Origin of the sequence: Micromonospora sp. WMMD1076 (assembly GCF_029581475.1) — a bacterium.
In the GTDB taxonomy this organism is placed as follows: domain Bacteria; phylum Actinomycetota; class Actinomycetes; order Mycobacteriales; family Micromonosporaceae; genus Micromonospora; species Micromonospora aurantiaca.
This window is the reverse complement of sequence record NZ_CP120862.1, coordinates 3,576,123-3,596,242: the sequence shown is the minus strand read 5'-3', so window position 1 is coordinate 3,596,242 and position 20,120 is coordinate 3,576,123. Positions and strand designations below refer to the sequence as shown.

The following is a 20,120-nucleotide window of genomic DNA, read 5'->3' as shown; positions in this document are numbered from 1 at the left end:
AGCCGGGCACCCACCGCCTGCCGGATGCGCAGCACCAGCTGCGCGGCCACGAGCGAGGTGCCGCCGAGCCGGAAGAAGTCGTCGTGCGGGCCGACCTCGGTCACGCCCAGCACGTCGCGCCAGATCCGGGCGACGGTGTCCTGCAGGTCGCCGTCGGCGGCGGTGACCGTCGAGGCGGTGGCCGCCGTGGTCGCGGCGAGCCGCCGCTCGTGCCCGGCGACCGCCTCCACCGTGTAGGCGCCGACCGCCACCGAGCCGGTCCGCCCCTCGGCGAGGACCCGGCACGCCGCGCGCACCGCCGCGTCCGGGGCCAGCCCGTCGTGGTCGGGTACGCCCTCCTCCCGCCACGCGCCCCAGGCCACCGACAGCACGGGCGCCCGCCAGCCGTGCGGGCTGCGCGCGTACGCGTCGAGGAACGCGTTGGCGGCCGTGTCGTCGGCGCGGCCCAGGCCACCGGCGAGCGCTGTCACCGAGGAGCTGAGCAGCACGAAGTCGAGCGGCAGGTCGCCGAAGACCGCGCGCAGCGCCAGCGTGCCGGTGACCTTCGGCAGCAGTTCGGCTGTCGCCTCGGCCGGCCGCGACCCGGTGGACAGCCCGGTGTCGGGCAGCCGCGCGGCGTGCACGATGCCGTCGAGTCCGCCGAGGTCGTCCTCGATGCCGGCGCGCACCGCCCGCAACGCGTCCACGTCTGTGACGTCGGCGCGCACGTGGCGGACCCGCGCCCCGGCTCGTTCCAGCGCCTCGACCAGGTCCGGCCGGGCGGTGCGGCCGACCAGCACCAGCCGGGCGCCCCGGCGGGCCAGTTCGGTGGCGAACGCCCCGCCGATCCGGCCCAGTCCGCCGGTGATCAGGTAGCGCCCGCCGTCGCGCACTACCGGCCCGGTACGACCGCGAACCGGCGCCGCCGCGAACCCGCGCGTCCAGCGGCGCCCGCCCAGCCGCAGCGCGACCGCCTCGGCCCGCTCGGCGCCGAGCAGTTCGTCCGCCAGCGCGTCCGCGCTCGGCTCGGCCGGGTCGGCGTCGACCCAGTGGCAGCGCAGTCCCGGGCGTTCCAGCGGCACCGAGCGCACCACCCCGGCGACTGTGGCGTGTTCCGGGCGCAGCAGGTCGGATCCGGTCACGTCGGCCGTTCCGGCGGTCACCACGTCCAGCGCCACGTCGGCGGCCGGCAATGCCTCCAGCAGGGTCAGCAGCGCGAGGTACCCGTGTTCCTGGGCCGCCGTCACGGCGTCGGCGTCCGGGCCGGCCGGGTCGCCGTCGAGCGCCCACGCGTGCACGATCCGGGCGGCGCGGCCGTCGTCGGCGCACTCGTCGAGCAGGCGCTGGTGGTCGGCGACGCTGGCCGGGCGCAGCCGGTAGCCGTCCGGGCGGACCGCGAAGGCCGTTCCGGGGCGGACCACTGTGACGTCCGCGCCGCGCTCGCGCAGCCGGTCCGCGAGCGCCGTGCCGCGCTCACCGGCCGCGAACAGCAGCAGCGGGCCGGGCGCCTCCGCGGACCCGGCGTCGGGCAGCTGACGCCAGATCGGCACCTCGACCACGCCGTCGTCGTACCGCTCGTCGGTGGCCGGTTCGGCGGGCGCGGCCACCGGTTCCGGGTCGATCCAGTACCGGGCCCGCTGGTACGGGTAGCCGGGCAGCGGCACCCGGCGCGGCGTGCCGGAGGCGGGCAGCCGCACCGGCACCCCGGCCGTCCACAGGCGGCCCGCCGCCTCGTACGCGGTCTGCCTGCCGGTCAGCCGCTCCCCCGGCGCGGGCAGCGTGCGCAGCGGCGCCCGGGCCCCCGCCGGCAGGCTGAGCCGGGCGAGACCGGCGAGCTGCCGGCCGGGGCCGCACTCCAGCAGCAGCCAGTCGTCGGCGGCGCCGGTCGCGGCGAGCGCGGCCACTGTGGCCCCGAACCGCACCGGACGGCAGAGCTGGCCGGCCCAGTACGCCGGGTCGGTGATCTGCTCGTCGGTGAACGGCGCGGCGGTCGCGGCCGAGAACACCGGCAGGTCCGGCGCCCGGCGCGGCACCGCCGCCACGAGCGCTTCGAACTCGTCGCGCACCGCCGCGAGCAGCGGCACGTGCATCGCGTACGGCGAGCGCAGCGGCGTGCAGCCGATGCCGCGTTCGCGCAGGAGGTCGGCGGCGGCGGCGACCGGTTCCGGCGCGCCGCCCACCACGCAGGTGTGCGGGCCGTTGCTGATCGCCACCGTCACACCGCCGGGCAGCAGCGGCGCGATCTCGTCGGCGCCGCGCTGCACGGCGAGCATCCGGCCCTCCGGCGCGGCCTGCACGAGGCGGCCCCGGGCGGCGGCGAGCCGCAGCGCGTCCGGCAGGTCGAACACCCCGGCCACGGTCGCGGCGACCAGTTCGCCGACGGAGTGGCCGATCATCGCGGCGGGCGTGACGCCCCAGTGCCGCCACAGCGCCGCGAGCGCGTACTCGACGGCGAACAGCGCGGGCTGCGCCACCGCCGGTCCGGCCAGCCGTTCGTCCGCGTTCCAGCCGAGGATCGCGGCGCACTCGTCGACGGCGGCGGCGAACACCGGCTCGGTGGCGGCCAGGTGCGCGCCCATGCCGGGGTGCTGCGCGCCCTGTCCGGGCAGGAGCAGACCCACCCGGGGCGGCGTGGCGGCGTCCCCGGCGGCCCGGCGTTTCGGGTCGGTGAGCGCCGCCGCCGCCCGGGCCCGGTCGACAGCGACGACGGCGGCCCGGTGCCGGTAGGCCGGCCGGCCCTCCCGCAACGTGTACGCCACGTCGCGCAGCTCCACGTCGGGCGCGCCGGTGAGCCGCTCGGCCAGCCGGGCACAGGCAGCGGCCAGCGCGTCGGGGGTCGCTGCCGACACCTGGAGCAGCTCGCCGCCGCCGTGATCCGGCTCCGGGGGTACGCGCGGCGGCGCCTCCTGGAGCACCAGGTGCGCGTTGGTGCCGCCGAGGCCGAGCGAGCTGACGCCGGCCCGCAGCGGTCGCTGGTCCTCGGGCTCCCACTTGGTCAGCGTGGACACCACGTAGAACGGGCTCGCCTCGATGTCGATGCCCGGGTGCGGCCGGTCGTGGTTGACGGTGGGCGGGATGAGCCGGTGCCGCATCGACAGCACGGTCTTGATCAGGCCGATCACGCCGCCGGCCGCGCTGAGGTGACCGATGTTGGCCTTGGTGGAGCCGACGCCGCACCAGCCGCGCTCGGCGGTCCGCCGCCCGTACGCCGTGCTCAGCGCCGCCAGCTCGATCGAGTCGCCGAGGACGGTGCCGGTGCCGTGCGCCTCGACGTACCCGACCGAACGGGGGGCGACGCCGGCGACGGCGAGCGCCTGCGTGACCACCTCCACCTGCCCGGTGACGCTCGGCGCGGTGAAGCTCGCCTTGGCCGACCCGTCGTTGTTCACCGCGTTGCCGATGACCAGTGCCCGGATGTCGTCGCCGTCGGCGAGCGCGTCGGAGAGCCGCTTGAGCACGACCACGCCGACGCCGCTGCCGTAGACGGTGCCGTCGGCGTCCGCGTCGAACGGACGGCAGTGCCCGTCGGCGGAGGTGTAGCCCTCGTCGGCGGCGTACCCGACGCCGTGCGGCAGTTCCACGCACACGCCGCCGGCGAGCGCCGTGTCGCACTCGCCGCTGCGCAGCGCCTCGGCGGCCAGGTGCACCGCGACGAGCGACGACGAGCAGGCGGTCTGCACTGTCATCGCCGGGCCGCGCAGGCCGAGCCGGAACGCGACGGTGCTGGCCAGGTAGTCCGGCTTGTTGCCGAGCGACACGCGCAGCTCACCCGCGTCCGCGAGCGCCCGCGGGTTCCGCCGGACGTTGAGCCACTGGTACAGGTCGGCGTTGCCGCCCGCGTACACGCCGATCTCGCCGTCGTAGCGGGCCGGGTCGCAGCCCGCGTCGGTGAGCGCGGCGTGCGCGTGTTCCAGGAACAGCCGCTGCTGCGGGTCGGTCAGCTCCGCGTCGCGGGGGCTCATCCCGAACAGTTCCGCGTCGAACCGGTCCACGCCGTCGAGCACGGCGGCCACCGGCACGTACGCCGGGTCGTCGAGCTGCTCCGGGGTGACGCCCCGGGCCAGCAGCTCCGCGCGGGTGAACCGGGTGAGCGACTCGGCGCCGACGACCAGGTTGCGCCAGAACTCCTCCGCCGACGCCGCCCCCGGCACGCGCAGGCTGAGCCCGACGATCGCGATCGGCTCCACTGTCTCGTTCACGCCATGACCTCCGGCTCGGCCGAGTCGCTGATGTGCAGGCGCAGTTCGCTGACGTAGCGGCGGCCCGCGCCGTCGGGCAGCCACGCCTGCCCGAGCGCGGGCAGCAGCTCCGACACGGTCACCGCCACGTCGTCGCCGCCGGCCCGCCGGGCGGCGCGCAGCAGCAGGCAGAGCCGGTCGGCGTAGAGCGGGCTGGTCAGGTCCACGTAGGTGGGTTTGAGTTCGGTGGCCACCCGGACGAAGACCCGTTCCGGCAGGCCCAGCGCGGCCCGCCACCGGCGTACCGCGAGGTAGCGGCGCGCCTGGTCGACGGCGTCGGCCAGGCCGGTCGCCCCCACAGTGGTGCGCCACGTCTCCCGGGCCAGCACGAGGCGGTCGACAGTCACCCGGGGGCTGTGCGGGCGATCGGTCATCAGCTTGAACGCGTCGCCCGCGTGCACAGCGATCAGGTCGGAGAACACCTCGACCAGCGGCCAGCGCGTGCCGTCCGGGCCGGTCGCCACCAGGACGCCGTCCACCTCGGACACGATCGCCGCGTTCGCCGGCACGAGCCGGTCGCGCGGCGCGCCGGGCGCGTCGGCGAACGCGAGCCGGTGGTCGTCCGGCCCGTGCAGGGACGCGGACAGCCGCCCGCCGACGCGGGGGAAGTCGACCGGGTAGAGCGGGCGCAGCCGTCCCGGGCCCAGGTCGGCCGCGTACGCGCGCCGCAGCCGGTCCAGGTCGGGATGGCAGTGCGTGAACAGCTCGGCGTTGAACGTGGCGTACGCGGCGTGCAGCTCGCCGAGCACCGCCCCGAACTCGCCGGCGGCCAGCGCCTCGGGTGATGCGGCGAACAGTTGCAGGTCGGGGCTGTGCACCCGGCCCGCGCTCCAGCCCGGGCGGGTCGCCGGGAACCGGTCGGCCACCAGGGGCGCCAGCTCGGCCGCGCCGAACTCCACGCGGGCCGTCCCCTCGGGCAGTCCGGCCAGTCCGAGCACCCGTTCCCAGCGGGCGGCGAACTCGGCCGCGACCCGGTCCACCGGCCGGTCGCCGGGCCCGAACAGTGGCCCCTGCGCGACGAACCACAGGTCGCCGAGCCGGACCGGCCCGTCGCCGCTCAGGTCGTCGTACAGGTCGCGCAGCGCGTCGCCGTACGCCGTGGCCAGTTCGGCGGTGAGCCAGCGCGCGGCCCGCAGCGGCAGGTCCAGCGCCGGGGCCAGGGAGTCGAGCAGGCCGCCGCCGACCGTGAGGTCCACGTCGCGTGCGGTCTCCTCGTGGCACAGCGCCCGCCCGGCGTAGTTCTGCCCGGCCCGGCGGCGCGGCGGCAGCCCGGTGAGCGCTGTGAACCCGGCGTCCAGCGCGGACAGCGCGCCGGTGAGGGCGGCCGGGTCACCGGCGGCGTCGGCGACGCGGGTCCGGGCGGCGGCCAGCCGGTCCAGCCCGGCCAGCGCCCGCGCACGGCAGTCCCTGTCGCCGATAGCGGCGATCCGCTCCCGCAGGCGGTCCTGCGCGACGAAGCCCTGCGGCAGGTCGAAGTCCCACCGCAGCAGCCCTCGTTCGGCGAGCTGGGCGAGCAGCAGGAACCCCTCCTCGGCGCGGCGTACGCCGGTCCGCCCGTCGCGTACGAGTTCGTCGACGACGTCCCGGGCCGGGCGGGTGCCGTCGCAGCGGCACAGCGCGATCGACTCGCTCAGCGACACCGGTTCCGGGCGCTGGGCGGGCCGGTGCACGATCCGGCCGTCCAGGTGGACGTGCGGCGCCCGGACCGGGGCGAGCCACTGCCGGACCTGCGGGTCGGCGGCCAGCCGGTCCGCGTACGCGGCCAGCGCCCAGTGTTCGAGGTGGACGGCGCGGCGGCGGAGCAGCCCGGGGCCGGGTACGGCGGTGACGCCGGACGCACCAGGTGCCACGGTGCCCCAGCACACCGGCCCGAAGAAGCCGATGGTCTCGCACTTGGCGACGTAGCGCTGCCAGTACCCGGCGACGACGTTCTCCCGGCCCCGGCGGCGGACGTTGCGGGGCGCGTCCGGGCCGTCGCGGACCAGCCCGTCCAGCGCCACCAGCGCCTCCGGGTTCTGCCAGGCGACGGCCTCGCGGAACAGCGGGTCGGCGGCGATCCCGCACAGCGCCACCGACGACGCCCGGACGGCGGCGGCGTACGCGGCGGTGAACGCCGTTTCGTCCAGGTCACCGTTCAGGTGCCGGTCGGCGGCGTCGGCGCAGTCCGGCGCGGCGAAGCGGTCCAGTCCGTCGGCGGGGAACCCGGCGCTGCGCAGCAGCACGTCCCGCCACACCGACCAGCCGGTGTCGCCGAGGGGAACCAGGTACGTCACCGCGGCTCCTCCTCCACCACCGGGCGGCGCTGGACCCGCTGGCGGCGCAGCGCGCCCCGGCGCGCCGCCCGTTCCACCGCCTCGTCCTCGGCGTCCTCGCCGGACGACGGCGCAGCGAGGCTGTCCAGGTGCGCGGCGAGCGCGCGGACGGTCGGGTGGTGGAACAGGTCAACGACCCGCAGGTTCGTGCCGAGCAGCCGGTTGAGCTGCCGTTGCACGACCGCGACCGCGAGCGAGCCGCCGCCGACGTCGAAGAAGCTGTCGGTCGCGGCCACCTCCGGTACGCCGAGCACGTCGCACCAGACCGAGGCGATCCGCCGCTCGGTGGCGGTGGCCGGGCGGGCGGCCGGAGCGCCGGCACGACCCACGGCCCGGGTGATCCGGGCGGCCCGGGGTACGTCGCCGGGCGTTCCGGCCGGGACGGCGGTCCAGGCGGGCAGCTCGGCCAGCGGCCGCTCCGGGTCGGCGGCGCCGGCCCGCAGCAACCGCTCGACGTCGGCGAGCACGTCGGTGATCAGGGCCTCGCCGTAGACGTCCGGGTTGAAGACGATCTCCACGCGCAGCCGCCCGTCCCGGGTGACGCCGTAGAGCGTGAGGTCGAACGGTGAGCCGGGGGCGGGCACCGGCACCGGTTCGGCGGCCGGCCCGGCCAGGTCCAGCCGCGGCTCGTCGAACGTGTACATGTTGAAGAGCACCTGCACCAGCGGGCTGCGGTCGAGCAGGCCGCCCAGCCCGAGGCCGCCGACGATGCGTTCGACAGGCGCCTCCGGGTGGGCGAGCGCGGCGAGCAGTTCCTCCCAGGCGGCGCGGACGTGCGCGGCGAAGCCCGCTCCGGGCGTCCGGCCCAGCCGCAGCGGCGCGATCTCGATGAAGAAGCCGACCATCGGTTCGAAGTCGGCGGCTCGCCGGTCCACAGTGGGGGTGCCGACCACCAGGTCGGGCAGGCCGGTGCGCCGGGCCAGCACCAGCGCGAACGCGGCGAGCACGGCGGCGGCGGGGGTCGCGCCGAGCCCGGCGGCGAGGTCGGAGAGCGCGGCGGTGGCGGCCCGGTCCAGCCGGGTGCCCACCGTGGCGCTGGTGTACGTCTGTTCGGCCGGCCGGTCCCGTCCCCCGGGTAGTCGCAGCACCACCGGTGCCCCGGTCAGGTGGTCCAGCCACCAGTCGAGGTCGGCGGCGGCGCGGCGCCGGGACCGGTCGGCCCGCCAGGCCACGTAGTCGCCGTACGTGGCGGGCAGCGGCGGCAGCGGCGGCCCGTCCCCGAGCGCGGCCCGGTACGCGGCGGCCAGGTCGGCGTAGAACAGCGACTGCGACCAGCCGTCGAACACGGCGTGGTGGGCGTAGACGGCCAGCACGTGCTCGTCGGCGCCGGTGCGGATCAGTTCGGCCCGCCACAGCGTGTCGGTCGCCAGCGCGAACGGCGTGGCGGCGCTCGCCGCGAGGTAGGTGGTGAGGTCCGTGCCCGGGGCGAGGTCACGCACCGGCAGCGGCACCGGTGTGGACGGGTCGGCGACCGCGTACGGCACACCGTCGCGCTCCGGGATGCGCCAGCGCAGGATCTGCTGACGGTCCGCGACGGCGGTGAGCGCCGTGGCGAGCGCCGCCACATCGAGCGGGCCGGTGATCCGTTCGGCGAACGCGACGTTGTACGCCGACGCGGCGGCCGGGAAGTAGCGGTCGAGGAACCACAGCCGCTGCTGCGCCGGGGACAGCGCCGGTGGCCGTCCCCTGACGACAGGGGCCGGGCCGGTTCCGGCGGCGGCGTCGGCGCGGGCGGCGATGCCGCGTGGCGTCCGCCCGACCAGCACGTCCTCGACGGCGAGGTCGCGGCCCAGCCGCTCGCGCAGGTCGGCGACCAGCCGCATCGCGGTGATCGAGTGCCCGCCCTGGTGGAAGAAGTCGTCGTCGCGGCCGACCGCGGGCACGTCCAGCAGCGCCGTCCACGCCTGCGCGACGAGGCGTTCGGTGTCGGTGGCGGGCGCCTCGCCGGACGGCACGGGAGCCGGTCCGGCGACGTCGTACGCGGCCAGCCGCTCGGTGTCGATCTTGCCGTTGATGGTGACGGGCAGCGCGGGCATGGTGTGCATCCGGGCCGGTACGGCGGCGGGCGGCAGCAGCCGGGCGCAGTATTCGCGCAGCTCGGCGGCTTCCAGCCCGGTCGCCGCGTACGCGACGAGTTCCTGACCGCCCGGGCCGGCGCGGACCTGGACGCTGGCCAGGTCGACGTCCGGGTGGCGGCGCAGCACGGCCTCGACCTCGCCCAGCTCGATCCGCTGCCCGCGGATCTTGACCTGCCGGTCGGCCCGGCCGAGGAACTCCAGGCTCCCGTCCGGCAGCCACCGGGCCAGGTCACCGGTGCGGTAGAGGCGCTCCCCCGGCTTGCCGGAGAACGGGTCCGGGAGGAACCGTCCCGCAGTTCGGGCGGCGTCGAAGAGGTATCCGCGGCCGAGCCCGGGACCACCGGCGAGCACCTCGCCGATCTCCCCCGGGCCGACCTCGCGCAGCTCGTCGTCGACCAGGTGGATGCGGTGGTTGGCGGCGGGCCGTCCGATCGGGATGGGCCTTGTCCAGTCGCCGCTGCCCTCGAACCAGGTCACCAGCACCGTCGCCTCGGTCGGGCCGTACACGCTGACGAAGCGGCGACCGCCCGCGGTCCAGCGGCCGACCTGTTCCGGGCCGGTCGCCTCGCCGCCGGTGACGACCAGCCGTACGCCGGGCAGCCGGGCCGGGTCCAGCAGCGGCAGGATCGGCGGCGGCAGCACCACCACGTCGACTGCCTGCTCGGCGCAGATCCGGTAGAGCCGGGTCGGGTCGGCCCGCTCGGCGTCACCGGCGAGCACGACTGTGCCCCCGGCGGCGAGCGGGGCGAGCATGTCGACCACCGAGGCGTCGAACCCGATCGAGGCGAACGCCAGGCACCGGGTCGCCGTGTCGAACCCGGAGAACTCCGCGATCGAGGTGACCTTCTCGGTCAGCGCCCGGTGCTCGATCACCGCACCCTTCGGTTGCCCGGTCGACCCGGACGTGAACATCGCGTACGCCGTGGTGCCGAGCGTCGCCGGGGTCGGCTGCCAGGGCGCGGTAGCGGCGGGGACGTCCAGCACGGTGCGGCCGGTGAACGCCTCGGCGGCGGGCGTACCCACGACGACGCGCAGCCGGGCCTCGGCGGCCAGCTCCCGCAACCGCCCGGACGGCAGCGCCGGGTCGAGCGGGACGTACCCGGCACCGGCCGCCTGCACGCCGATCAGCGCGACCACCAGGTCCGGGCGGCGGTCCACGCAGACCCCGACGAGGTCGTCCGCGCCGATGCCGTGCTCCCGCAGCGACGCGGCGAGCGCGGCGGCCCGGCCGACCAGGTCGGCGTAGCTGAGCGTCAGGTCGCCCTGCACCACGGCCCGCGCGCCGGGACGCCGCCGGGCGTGCGCGGCGACCAGGTCGGGCAGGCACGCCTGCGGGTAGGGCAGCTCGGGGCCGACCTGCTGATCGCGCTGATGGTCGCCGCCGGTCATCGTCGTGCCTCGATCCAGTGCCGGGCCCGCCGGAACGGGTAGCCGGGCAGCGGCACCCGCCGGCCGAGTGGCACGGGCAGGTCGGCACCGGCACGCCAGGCGCGGACTGCCTCGTCGCCGTCCACCGGCTCGCCGGCCGCGAGCGCGCTCAGCCGTGTCACCGCCTCCCCGGCGTCGGCGCAGCGGACCGCGTCCCGGTACGCCAGCCGCCGCCGTCCCACCGCGAGCGTGTGCGCCACGTCGGCAACCGCCAGGTCGCCCTCGGCCAGCCGGACGGCCAGCCGCCGGGCCAGGTCCCGAAGCCCCGCCGGGCTGCCCGCTGACAGTCCCAGCACCACCGGGCCGGATGCGCCGTCGCGGTCCGGTGCGTCCGGCGCGGGCTCGACCAGTACGTGCGCGTTGGTGCCGCCGAGACCGAACGAGCTGACACCGGCGCGCCGCTGTCCCGCCCACGGCCGGCTCTCCGCGTCCACCTCGGCGCCCGCGGCGGCCAGGTCGACGTCGCCGTGCGCGGCGGTGAAGTGCGCGGTACCCGGAACCTGCCCGGAGCGCACCGCGTACACGGCCTTGATCAGCGAGATCACGCCCGCCGCGGCGTCCAGGTTGCCGAGGTTGCCCTTCACCGAACCGAGCAGCAGCGGGGCGCGGGCGCCCCGGCGTACCCGGGCCAGCGCGTCCACCTCGATCGCGTCGCCCACCGGCGTGCCGGTGCCGTGCCCCTCCAGGTACCCCACGTCGGCCGCGTCCCACCCGACCGACGCCAGCGCCTCCGCCAGCACCGCCGCCTGGCCGGACACGCCCGGCACTGTGAAGCCGGGCCGGTCGGCGCCGTCGTTGTTCACCGCCCACCCGGCGAGCACGGCGTACACGTGGTCGCCGTCGGCGCGGGCGTCGGCGAGCCGCTTCAGCACCACCGCCCCGGCGCCGTTGCCGAACACCTGCCCGGTGGCGGCGGCGTCGTACGGGCGGCACACCCCGTCGGTGGCCAGCAGCCCGCCCGGCCGCAGCCGGTAACCGGCCTGCCGGGTGGACACCACCGCCGCGCCGCCCGCTATCGCCACGTCGCAGCGGTAGTCCAGCAGGCTCTGCCCGGCCTGGCACACCGCGACGAGTGAGGTCGAGCAGGCGGTCTGGACCGCCACGGCCGGGCCGGACAGCCCCAGCGCGAACGCGGTCCGCGTCGGCAGGTAGTCGCAGCCGGAACCGCTCAGCGCGTCGTCCCAGTCCTCGGCGAGCGTGCCCGCCGCCGGTGCCAGTGCGGGGTTGCCCAGCAGGTGGTGGTGCAGGTAACGGTTGGGTCCGCACCCGGCGAACACGCCGATCTGGGCCGGGTCGCGGTCCGGGTCGATCGCGGCGTCCTCCAGGGCGTGCCAGGCGACCTCCAGGAACAGCCGGTGCTGCGGGTCGAGCAACGCCGCCGCCTCGGCGGCGTAGCCGAACAGGTCCGCGTCGAAGCCGTCCAGGTCGTCGAGCCGGCCGAACGCCGGCACCCAGCCGGGGCCGCCTGGCGCGCCCTCCCCGGCCGGGCTCCGGCGCACCGAGTCCACCCCCGACAGCAGGTTGCGCCACAGCGTCGGCGCGTCGTCCGCGCCGGGTACCCGGCAGGACAGGCCCACCACCGCGATCCGGTCGTCCTCGCTCACGCCCGTCCCTCCCCGCCACCGGCGGCCCGCGCGGCGGCGCGGCGGGCCATCCGGCGTCCGACCGCGGCCAGCCGGCCGTCCTCCGGTACGCCCGCGGCGTCCCCTGACGTCTCCAGGTACGCCGCCAGCGCCGCCACTGTCGGGAACTCCACCAGCCGCGCCAGCGGCACCCGGCGGCCGAGGTGTTCCTCCAGGTGCCCCTGCACCAGGGCGAGCTGGAGCGAGTGCCCGCCCGCTTCGAAGAAGTTCACCAGCCGGTCCACAGCGGGCAGTCCGAGCACCGCGCACCAGCCCGCGGCGATGGTCTGCTCGACCGGCCCGGAAGGCGGTCCACCGGCGGCCGCCCGTCCCGCGTCCGGGCCGCCGCCGTCCGGGTGCCCGGCGTCCGGATCGGGCAGGGCGGCCTGGTCGAGCTTGCCGGTCGGCCCGATCGGCAGCTCCGGCACCGCCACCACCGCCCGGGGCACCATGAAGTCCGGCAGCACACCGGCCAGCCGTTCCCGCAGCGCTCCCGGCTCGACGTGCGTCCCGGCGACGCCGACCACGTACGCGACGATCTCCTGCTCGCCCGCACCGGACGCGCCGCGCCGCGCCACCACCGCCGCGTGGGCCACGCCGGGCAGCGCCGCCAGGTGGGCCTCGATCTCGCCCAGCTCCACCCGGTAACCGCGGATCTTCACCATCCGGTCGCCGCGACCCAGGTAGACGAGCATGCCGTCGGGCAGCCGCCGCGCGACGTCCCCGGTCCGGTACGCGCGCACCCCGTCGTGCTCGGTGAACCGGGCCGCGGTCAGCTCCGGCAGGCCCAGGTATCCGAGCGCGACGTGCGGAGTCCGCACGACCACCTCGCCGGTGAGGCAGGCCGGGCGTCCGGCCGGGTCGGTCAGCACCACCTCGACGCCCGGCAGCGGGTGCCCGATCGGCACGACGGCCCGCTCCGGGTCCGCGTCCGGCGGCAGGTGGTGCTGCGCGGCGAAGCTGATCTCGGTGGTGCCGTACCCGTTGACGAACACCATACCCGGCGCGCACGACCGCCGGGCCAGCACCACGTCGTGCCGGGTGACCTCCTCGCCGCCGAGGACCACGGCGCGGACCGACGGCAGCCGCCCGTGCTCGCCGAGACTCGCCACCACGTACCGGAAGACGGTCGGGGTGGAGTGGTAGACGGTGACGCCCCGGTCGGCGAGCGCGCCGGTCAGGTGGCCGAGGCCGTGCGTGCGGACGTCGACCGGGACGGCGGCGGCGCCGGACAGCAGCGCGCTGAACGTGTCGGTGACCGCCATGTCGTAGCCGAACGACGTGAGCACGCTCGTGCGGTCGTCCGGCCGGACGGCGAAGTTGCGCACGTGGTTGCGGACGCCGAACAGCACGTTGCGGTGGCTCTGCACCACGCCCTTCGGTTTCCCGGTGGAACCGGAGGTGTAGAGCACGTACGCCGGGTCGTCCGGTCGCGCGGGCCCGGCCGGCACCGGCACGCCGGGCGCGCCCCGGCGCAACGGCACCACCGGCAGCTCCAGCCCGGCGTCGGCCGCGAGCGCGGCGGCCCTCCCTTCGTGGCCGGGGTCCGCGACGATCGCCCGGACGCCCGCGTCGCGCAGCATCGCGGCCAGCCGGGCCGCCGGGTACGCCGGGTCCAGCGGCACGTACGGCGAACCCGACGCCAGCGCCGCCAGGATGCCGGTGACCGTGGCGACGCCGTGACGGCACAGCACCGCCACCGGCGCCGTGACGTCACCCGGCCCGGCCAGCGCTTCGGCGGTCGCGGCGACTGCGGCGCCGAGTTCCCGGTAGGTCACAGTCGCGTCGTCGGCGAGCACCGCCGGCCTTTCCGGGTACGCCCGCACCGCCGCGGCGAACGCGGCCGGGATGGTGTCGCCGCGGACCCGGCCGGCCTCGGTGCCGTCGCCGCCGTGCAGCCGCCAGAGGTCCGGGGCCGGACGCCGCTCGTAGCGGGCCGACGGCAGCACCCCCGCCGACGAGGCGTCCGGGTCCAGCGTGGACAGGAACTCGGCCAGGTCGGCGCGGAGGTCGTCGGCGTACGCGGCGGGCAGCCCGGACACGGTGACGCCGGCCAGGTCGGGGCTCACCCCGACGGTGGCGTCGACCGGGTGGTCCGGCGGCGCCGGGCGCAGCGACCGGCACAACTCCCGGATCGGTGCGTCGGCGGTCAGGTCGAGCGTCACCGGGTGGTCGCCGTGCCGCAGTGTCACCACAGGGGATCCGGTGTAGCGGCGCACCAGCAGGGCGGTGGCGGCGAGGACGACGGCGGCCGGGTCGACGCCCGCGGCGCGCGCCCGGGCGGCGAGCCGCGGCGGCAGGCCGAGCGGCTGCGGGGACGGGCTCACCGCTGGTCCAGGACGGCGGCGACCACGTCGGCGAGCGTGGTCACCTCGGCGTCGGCCTCGGCGATCCGGAAGTCGTCGCGGTAGCTGCCGGTGCCGTGCACCACGATCTCGTGCCCGGCCGGCACCAGGCCCCGGTCGACGGCGTTGCAGACGCCGGTCAGCGCCATCAGGATCGACCACTCCCGCAGCCGGGCCGGGTCGTCGGGCAGCGTCAGACCGGCGTCGGCGAGCCACTGCCGGGCGACCGGGTAGCGCTGGACGCACTCGCGCCGCGACACCACGATGCCGTCGCCGCCGTGCCGCCGCACGAGCGCGTTCATGGCCGGGGAGGTCACCGGGCGGTGGGTGTAGAACGTCGGGTCGAGCACCTCGGCCGGGTCGTCGGTGACGGCCGGGAAGCGCAGGTCGGCGTCCTGCGTCCAGACGCCCCGGCTCTCGTCGAGCGTGTACGCCGGGCAGTGGCGCCGCTCGAACGAGCCGTGGCGCAGGCTGAGCACCATGTCCGGCGTGCCGAGGTGCTGCACGAGCAGGAAACCGGGGCGGTCGGCCGGGTCGGCGTCGCCGGCCGCCTCCAGCACGTCGCGGCCCAGGTTGTAGCCGAGCAGGCCGAACGCGCTGGACACGGCGTGCGCGTGCCAGCGCGCACCGGCGGCGGGCGACACGTCGGCCTCGAAGGCGGCCCGGGCGGCGTCGGCGACCAGGTAGTTGCGCAGGTCCAGCGTGTACCAGAGCGTGACGCCGTGCTTGTCGTACACGGTGGCGGCGTACTCGTCGACAAACGCGCGGCCGAGCGCCTTGACGCCCTCCGGGTCCGCGCCGGTGTATCGCAGCAGCGGGTTGACCGCGCGGGTCGCGGGATCGTCGGCGAGCGCGTCGTGGCGGAACTTGTGCCGGGTCGCCGCCGGAGCGAGGACCACGATGGACAGCTGCTCCGGGGTCACCAGCCCGGCCGCGTACGCGCGGGCCACCGAGTCGCGCAGCGCCACGCCCTTGTTGCCGGAGGTCGGGGTGACGATGCACAGCCGCTCACCGGTACGCCGGATGTGCTCCACCGCGCGGGCGACGATCACCATGGAGGCGAACGTCTTCGTGGTCCGGGTGCCGGGGTTGGCGGTCAGGTCGAGCATCGTCAGGTCGTGCCCGCCGTAGTGGCCCAGCGGGGACCAGCTGACCGTGGCGGCGGCGTAGAACTCGCGTACCGCGGGGGTCAGCTCGGGCAGGTCGAAGCCGGGCGCGAAGCCGGGTGTGCCGGGCGCGTCGCCGGGGACCGCGCCGCACCGGCGCACCGCCGACGCGATGACGTCGTAGTAGTCGGTGATCATGTTGCGGGTGGCCGGGGTGGTCACGGTCATCGGGCTTCCTCCAACACACTCCGGGCCGGCGCCGGCGGCACCGTTCGCAGATGGTCGCGCAGGGCGGTGAACCGGCAGGCGATCTCGGGCAGCTCGCTCGCGTGCCAGCCGCCGGCCAGATCGGGCCGGTACGCCGCCAGCGCCGCCCGGGCGCGCTCCGGGTAGCGGACGTGGCCGCCGCCGACCTCGACGCCGTCGCGGCGCCCGGCGCCGGTGTTCCAGGCGACCGCCTGCGCCACCGGCAGCTCGGCCGGCAACCGCAGCTCGATCCGGCCGCCGGTGAGCCGGACCGGATAGCCGCCCGGCAGTCCCAGCGGCCCGGGCAGGCTCGCCGTCACCTCGTCACCGGCGGCGAGCGCCGCCACCAGTGTGGCCCCGGCGTGCCCGGCGAGCGCGTTCAGCTCCGGCCGGGGCAGCGCGCGGTAGCCGGCGAGCAGCCCGGTGACGTCCGGGACGGGCCGGCCGTCCAGCCAGGCGCGTACCTCGGCGGTGTCGTCGCCGTCCGGGCCGGGCGCGGCCAGGTGGGCGTGGTGGCCGAGCACCGCCAGCCGGCGCGGCCCGGGACGGCCGAGCGCGGCGTCCAGGCACGCGGCGAGCGTCGCCACGTTGCCGATGCCGCAGCACACCGGCAGGTCCAGCGCGGCGAGCAGCGGGTTGACCGCGTCCGGGAACGCGCCGTTGACGAGCGTCGCACCGGGCGCGCCGCCGGCCAGCGCGGCGGCCAGGCGGGACACCAGTTCGGCCTGCAACGCCAGCGTCACCCCGAAGCCGGCCGCGGCGATCAGGTCCGTCCAGGCCGACGGTGCCGCCGCCCGCTCGTACGGCGACTGCGCGGACGCGGCGCAGACCAGCACGTCGGGCCGGAGCCGGGCCATCGAGGCGGCGTCGGCGGCGTACCCCTCCCCCGGGTCGGCGCCGGGTCCGGCGGTGAACGGCCGGGCGGTGAAGGCGACGGGGGTTCCGGCGACTGTGGCGCGCACCCGCGCGGCGCGGGCGAGCGCGTGCGCCGCGTCCGGGTCGCGGGCCAGGACCGTCACGCGCAGCGGCGCCGGGACGGGCGTCGCGGCCAGGCTGTGGCAGAGCGAGCGGGCCAGCCGGCCGGCGCCCACCACGACGACGTGCCGCGCGTCAGCGGGCCGGGCTGACATCGCGTCCCGCCTCCGTGACCCGGTCGACCCAGTCGGCGAACGATCCGGCGCGCAGGCAGCTCGCCGGTGACACCTCCAGTCCGGCCATCTCCCGTACCCGCAGCGCCATCCGCAGCGCGGTCAGCGAGTGCCCGCCGAGGGCGGCGAACGTGTCGTCGTCGTGCACCGCGTCGACGCCGAGCGTGGCCCGCCACGCCTCGCGCAGCCGGTCGGTGAGGGCACCGCCGCCGGGTTCCGCCGCGGCCCCGGCGGGCCGGGTCGGTGGCGGTGGCAGCTCCAGCCGTGCGACCTTGCCGTTGGGCAGGCGGGGCAGCCGGTCGACCAGGACGATCTGGTCCGGGCGCATCGCGGGCGGCAGCGCCGAGGCCAGGTAGCCCTGGAGCAGACCGGTGGTCAGCAGGTGGTCGGCGGGTTCGTCCCGGGGCGTCGCCGCCGGCGGCGGGTCCTGCGGCCGTACGGCGTACACGTAGCTGACGTCGGCGTCCGCGCCGACGTTCCAGTCGCCGATGTCGTGCACCTCGAACCCGGCCGCGCACAGCAGCTCGCGCACCTGCGGGGTGGTCACGCTGCTGCGCTCGACCTCCAGGCAGACCTGGCGGATGCGGGGCCAGTGCCCGGGGCGCAGCCCGCGCAGCACGCTCAGCTCGGCGCCCTCTGTGTTGATCTTCAGCAGGTCGACGCGGTCCAGCCCGAAGCGGTCCAGCAGGTCCGACAGCGTCACAGTCGGCACCACGTGCGCCACCGGGGCGAGGCGGCGGCGGGCGTCCGCCAGGAGCGCTGCCTGTTCGGTCTCGTCGGCGTCGCCGCCACCGTGGCGGTAGTGCGACCGGACCAGGTCGGAGGCGGCGCCGGCCCGGTCGGCGCCGAGGCCGGACAGGTAGCTCAGCTCGGGGAACGAGGTCAGCTCGGCGGTGCCCGCCGCGTCGGTCACGGCGGCCTCGACGACCGACGCGGACCCGGCGTAGAGGCCGAGGTTGGCGCGCAGGTACGGCAGCGTGTCCGGGTTCGGCTCGACCGCGACGAGGCGCACGTCGCGCGCCTGCCGGGACGCCCAGAGCGAGAACAGGCCGATGTTGGCACCGACGTCGAGGACGACGGCGCCGTCACCGACGCGGACGCCGAAGCGCGCGTACTCGGCCTGGTCGAAGATCTGCCGGTAGAGGAAGACCGCCTCGTCCGGCGACGCCGCCGTGACCGCCATGCCGTTGGGTAGCGGGAACCGCGGCAGCCCGCCGACCGCCGGGGCCCGCCGGGGCTGCGGCACCACGTAGCCGACCAGGCGTGGACCGTCGTCGGTGTCCGGGACTGTCACCACCACCGCGTCGTGCACTGCCGGATGCTCGCGCAGCACGGCCGCCACCTCGCCCGGCTCGACCCGGACACCCCGGATCTTGACCTGCTCGTCGGCCCGGCCGCGGAACTCCAGGAAGCCCTGCGGCGCAATCCGCACCAGGTCACCGGTGCGGTAGAGCCGCGCGCCCGGCCGCGCCGGGTCGGGGCGGAAACGCTCCGCCGTCCGCTCGTCGTCGCGCAGGTAACCCAGCCCGACCGCGACCCCGCCGATCCATAGCTCGCCGGTCCCGCCCTCGGGCACCGGGCGCAGGTCGTCGTCGAGCACGTGGGCGGTGACGCCGTCGATGATCCGGCCGATCGGGGCGATGCTGCCCGCGTACGGCTCGGCGCAGTCCCAGTACGACACGTTGATCGAGGTCTCGCTCGGGCCGTACCCGTTGAACAGCCCGCACGGCAGCACCTCGCGCAGCCGCCGGACCAGCCGCATGTCCAGCGCCTCGCCGCCGCACAGCACCCGCCGCAGCGTGACGCAGCCGGCGAACTCGGGCTCGTCGAGCACGTGCCGCAGCATGGTCGGTACGAAGTGCGCGGTGGTGACCGCCGCCCGCTGGATCAGCCGGACCAGCCCGAGGCTGTCGAACTGCAGGCCCGGCCCGGCGACGACCACGGCGCCGCCCGCGATCAGCGGGGAGAGGATCTCGTGCACCGACGCGTCGAACCCGGTCGACGCCTTGTGCAGCACCCGGTCGTCGGCGCCGAAGCCGAACCACTCGTGACCCCAGGCCAGCCGGTTGACCAGCCCGGCGTGGTGCAGCACCACGCCCTTCGGCCGGCCGGTGGAGCCGGAGGTGAACAGCACGAGCGCGGCGTGCTCGCCCGGCGGCAGCCAGCCGGTGCGATCGGTCAGGTCGGCCGGCGGCCCGGCCCGCGCGGTACGCACGTCCCGCCACCCGGTGGACGCGGGTGCGGCGACGGCGGGCGGACGGTCGGCGTACAGGACGAACCGGGGCGCGGCGGCCGCGAGCATCTGCTCGGCCCGGCCGGAGGGCAGCTCGGGGTCGACCGGCACCGCCACCGCGCCCACCGCGAGCGTCGCCAGCAGCGACGTGACGTAGTCGGCGGACCGGTTCAGATACAGGCCCACCAGGTCACCCGGCCGCACGCGGGCGCGCCGCAGCAGGTCGGCCGTCGCGCCGACCCGCTCCCACAGCGCGGTGTAGCTCAGCTCGCCGTCCGGGCCGACGATCGCGGGCCGGTCGCCGTCGGCGCCCGCGGGCCGGTGCACCAGGTCGGTCAGGTAGCGGGGGCCGGTCGGGTAGCGCGGGCCGGTCACGGCTGTCACCGCGTCCTCGTCGCGACCGCGACGATCGCCATCCGGGGCACCTCGGCCACGAACTGCCCGTCGGCCCGGTAGACCAGCGGACGGGCCGGCACGTCGTCGCGGCCGATCCCGGCGAGGTAGCGGGTGTGGTCGAAGTGGCGGGTCAGCAGCCGCCACACCTCGTCGTCGGTGAGCGTCGCGAAGTAGTCGCGCACGCCGTACATGTCGCCGACGTAGTCACGCATGCCGGCGGACGCGGACCCGGCGCTGTCGGCGCGCACGATCAGCGGGTCGTACAGGTCGACGACGCGTACCGGCAGCCCGGCCCCGGTGAACAGGCCGGTCAGCTCGGCGCGGCTGAAGTGCCGGTAGCCGTGGCCGCCGGCGGCGTGCGGGTGCACCACCTCGCCGAAGAACCCGGCCATCGGGCTGGACTCGTCGAAGTCGTGCAGCACGATCCGGCCACCGGGGCGGACCACCCGGGCCGCCTCCGCGACCGCCTGCGGCCGCCGGCCGGCCGGGATGTGGTGGGTGCCGTACGCCAGCAGCACCGCGTCCACGCCCGCGTCGCGCAGGAACAGGAAGTGCGCGGCCTGGCGGACGGCGGGCAGGCCGTGGGCGAGCGCCTTGTCGACCATGTGGCCGGACAGGTCGCCGGTGATGAACGCCAGTTTGGACTCGAAGCAGGCGGACTGGCTGCTCGCGGCACGGGCCACAGTGCCGTCGCCGCCGAGCACGTCGAGGATGAGCGTCACCGGGGCGGCGGCGTCCGGTGTGGCGAGGTCGAGCAGCCGCCGCATGCCGGTCCAGCGGACGAGCGTGTCCCGCTGGGCCCGGCGGTAGGAATCGCCCCGGCCGGTGGAGTCGGTGTCGAACTCGCTGACCGTACCGGCCAGTTCCGCGAGGGCCTCGTCGGCACCGGGACGCCCGAAGTCGAGCAGCTCGCGCAGTTGCGGGTGAAGGGTCGCCACGGTGTGCAGGTAATCGCGCAGGACCAGGGACGGAAGGTACGGCCGGCTCAT

The 20,120-nt window shown here is 76.7% G+C and carries 9 protein-coding genes (1 of these 9 only partly in view); all 9 read right to left on the bottom strand.

Translation table 11 applies throughout. The features are described from left to right. Tightly spaced (each overlapping or abutting the next), the 9 genes in view from O7622_RS17045 to O7622_RS17005 form a layout consistent with a single transcriptional unit that may run on beyond the window. Window positions 1-4,178: the 5' portion of a type I polyketide synthase gene (locus O7622_RS17045; protein WP_282309156.1), read on the bottom strand. It extends 127 nt beyond the left edge of the window; the window shows 4,178 of its 4,305 coding nt (coding positions 1-4,178); it begins with the start codon at window positions 4,176-4,178; the stop codon falls past the left edge of the window. Further along, window positions 4,175-6,490: a lantibiotic dehydratase gene (locus O7622_RS17040; RefSeq protein ID WP_282309155.1), complete on the bottom strand. Its 2,316-nt coding sequence runs from the start codon at window positions 6,488-6,490 to the stop codon at window positions 4,175-4,177. The genes O7622_RS17045 and O7622_RS17040 overlap by 4 nt, the downstream gene beginning before the upstream one ends. Continuing rightward, entirely contained in the window at window positions 6,487-9,996 is a 3,510-nt protein-coding gene (locus O7622_RS17035) for an amino acid adenylation domain-containing protein (RefSeq protein WP_282309154.1), read from the bottom strand. Before O7622_RS17035 ends, O7622_RS17040 begins: the two co-directional genes overlap by 4 nt. Continuing rightward, entirely contained in the window at window positions 9,993-11,639 is a 1,647-nt protein-coding gene (locus O7622_RS17030) for a polyketide synthase (RefSeq protein ID WP_282309153.1), read from the bottom strand. The genes O7622_RS17035 and O7622_RS17030 overlap by 4 nt, the downstream gene beginning before the upstream one ends. Next, on the bottom strand, window positions 11,636-13,984 hold the full coding sequence (locus tag O7622_RS17025; RefSeq protein ID WP_282309152.1) for a non-ribosomal peptide synthetase: 2,349 nt from the start codon (window positions 13,982-13,984) through the stop codon (window positions 11,636-11,638). Before O7622_RS17025 ends, O7622_RS17030 begins: the two co-directional genes overlap by 4 nt. Further along, window positions 13,981-15,336, bottom strand: coding sequence for a DUF6002 family protein (locus O7622_RS17020; RefSeq protein WP_282309151.1), 1,356 nt, complete (start codon window positions 15,334-15,336; stop codon window positions 13,981-13,983). Before O7622_RS17020 ends, O7622_RS17025 begins: the two co-directional genes overlap by 4 nt. After that, window positions 15,333-16,484 carry a potassium transporter TrkA gene (locus O7622_RS17015; RefSeq protein ID WP_282309150.1) on the bottom strand — a complete coding sequence of 384 codons (1,152 nt, stop codon included), beginning with the start codon at window positions 16,482-16,484 and terminating at the stop codon, window positions 15,333-15,335. Before O7622_RS17015 ends, O7622_RS17020 begins: the two co-directional genes overlap by 4 nt. Beyond that, the gene (locus O7622_RS17010) at window positions 16,465-19,119 is read right to left on the bottom strand and encodes an amino acid adenylation domain-containing protein (protein ID WP_282309149.1); all 2,655 of its coding nucleotides are present in this window, start codon (window positions 19,117-19,119) and stop codon (window positions 16,465-16,467) included. The genes O7622_RS17015 and O7622_RS17010 overlap by 20 nt, the downstream gene beginning before the upstream one ends. Continuing rightward, complete coding sequence (locus O7622_RS17005) at window positions 19,116-20,120, bottom strand: class I SAM-dependent methyltransferase (RefSeq protein WP_282309148.1); 1,005 nt, start codon at window positions 20,118-20,120, stop codon at window positions 19,116-19,118. Before O7622_RS17005 ends, O7622_RS17010 begins: the two co-directional genes overlap by 4 nt.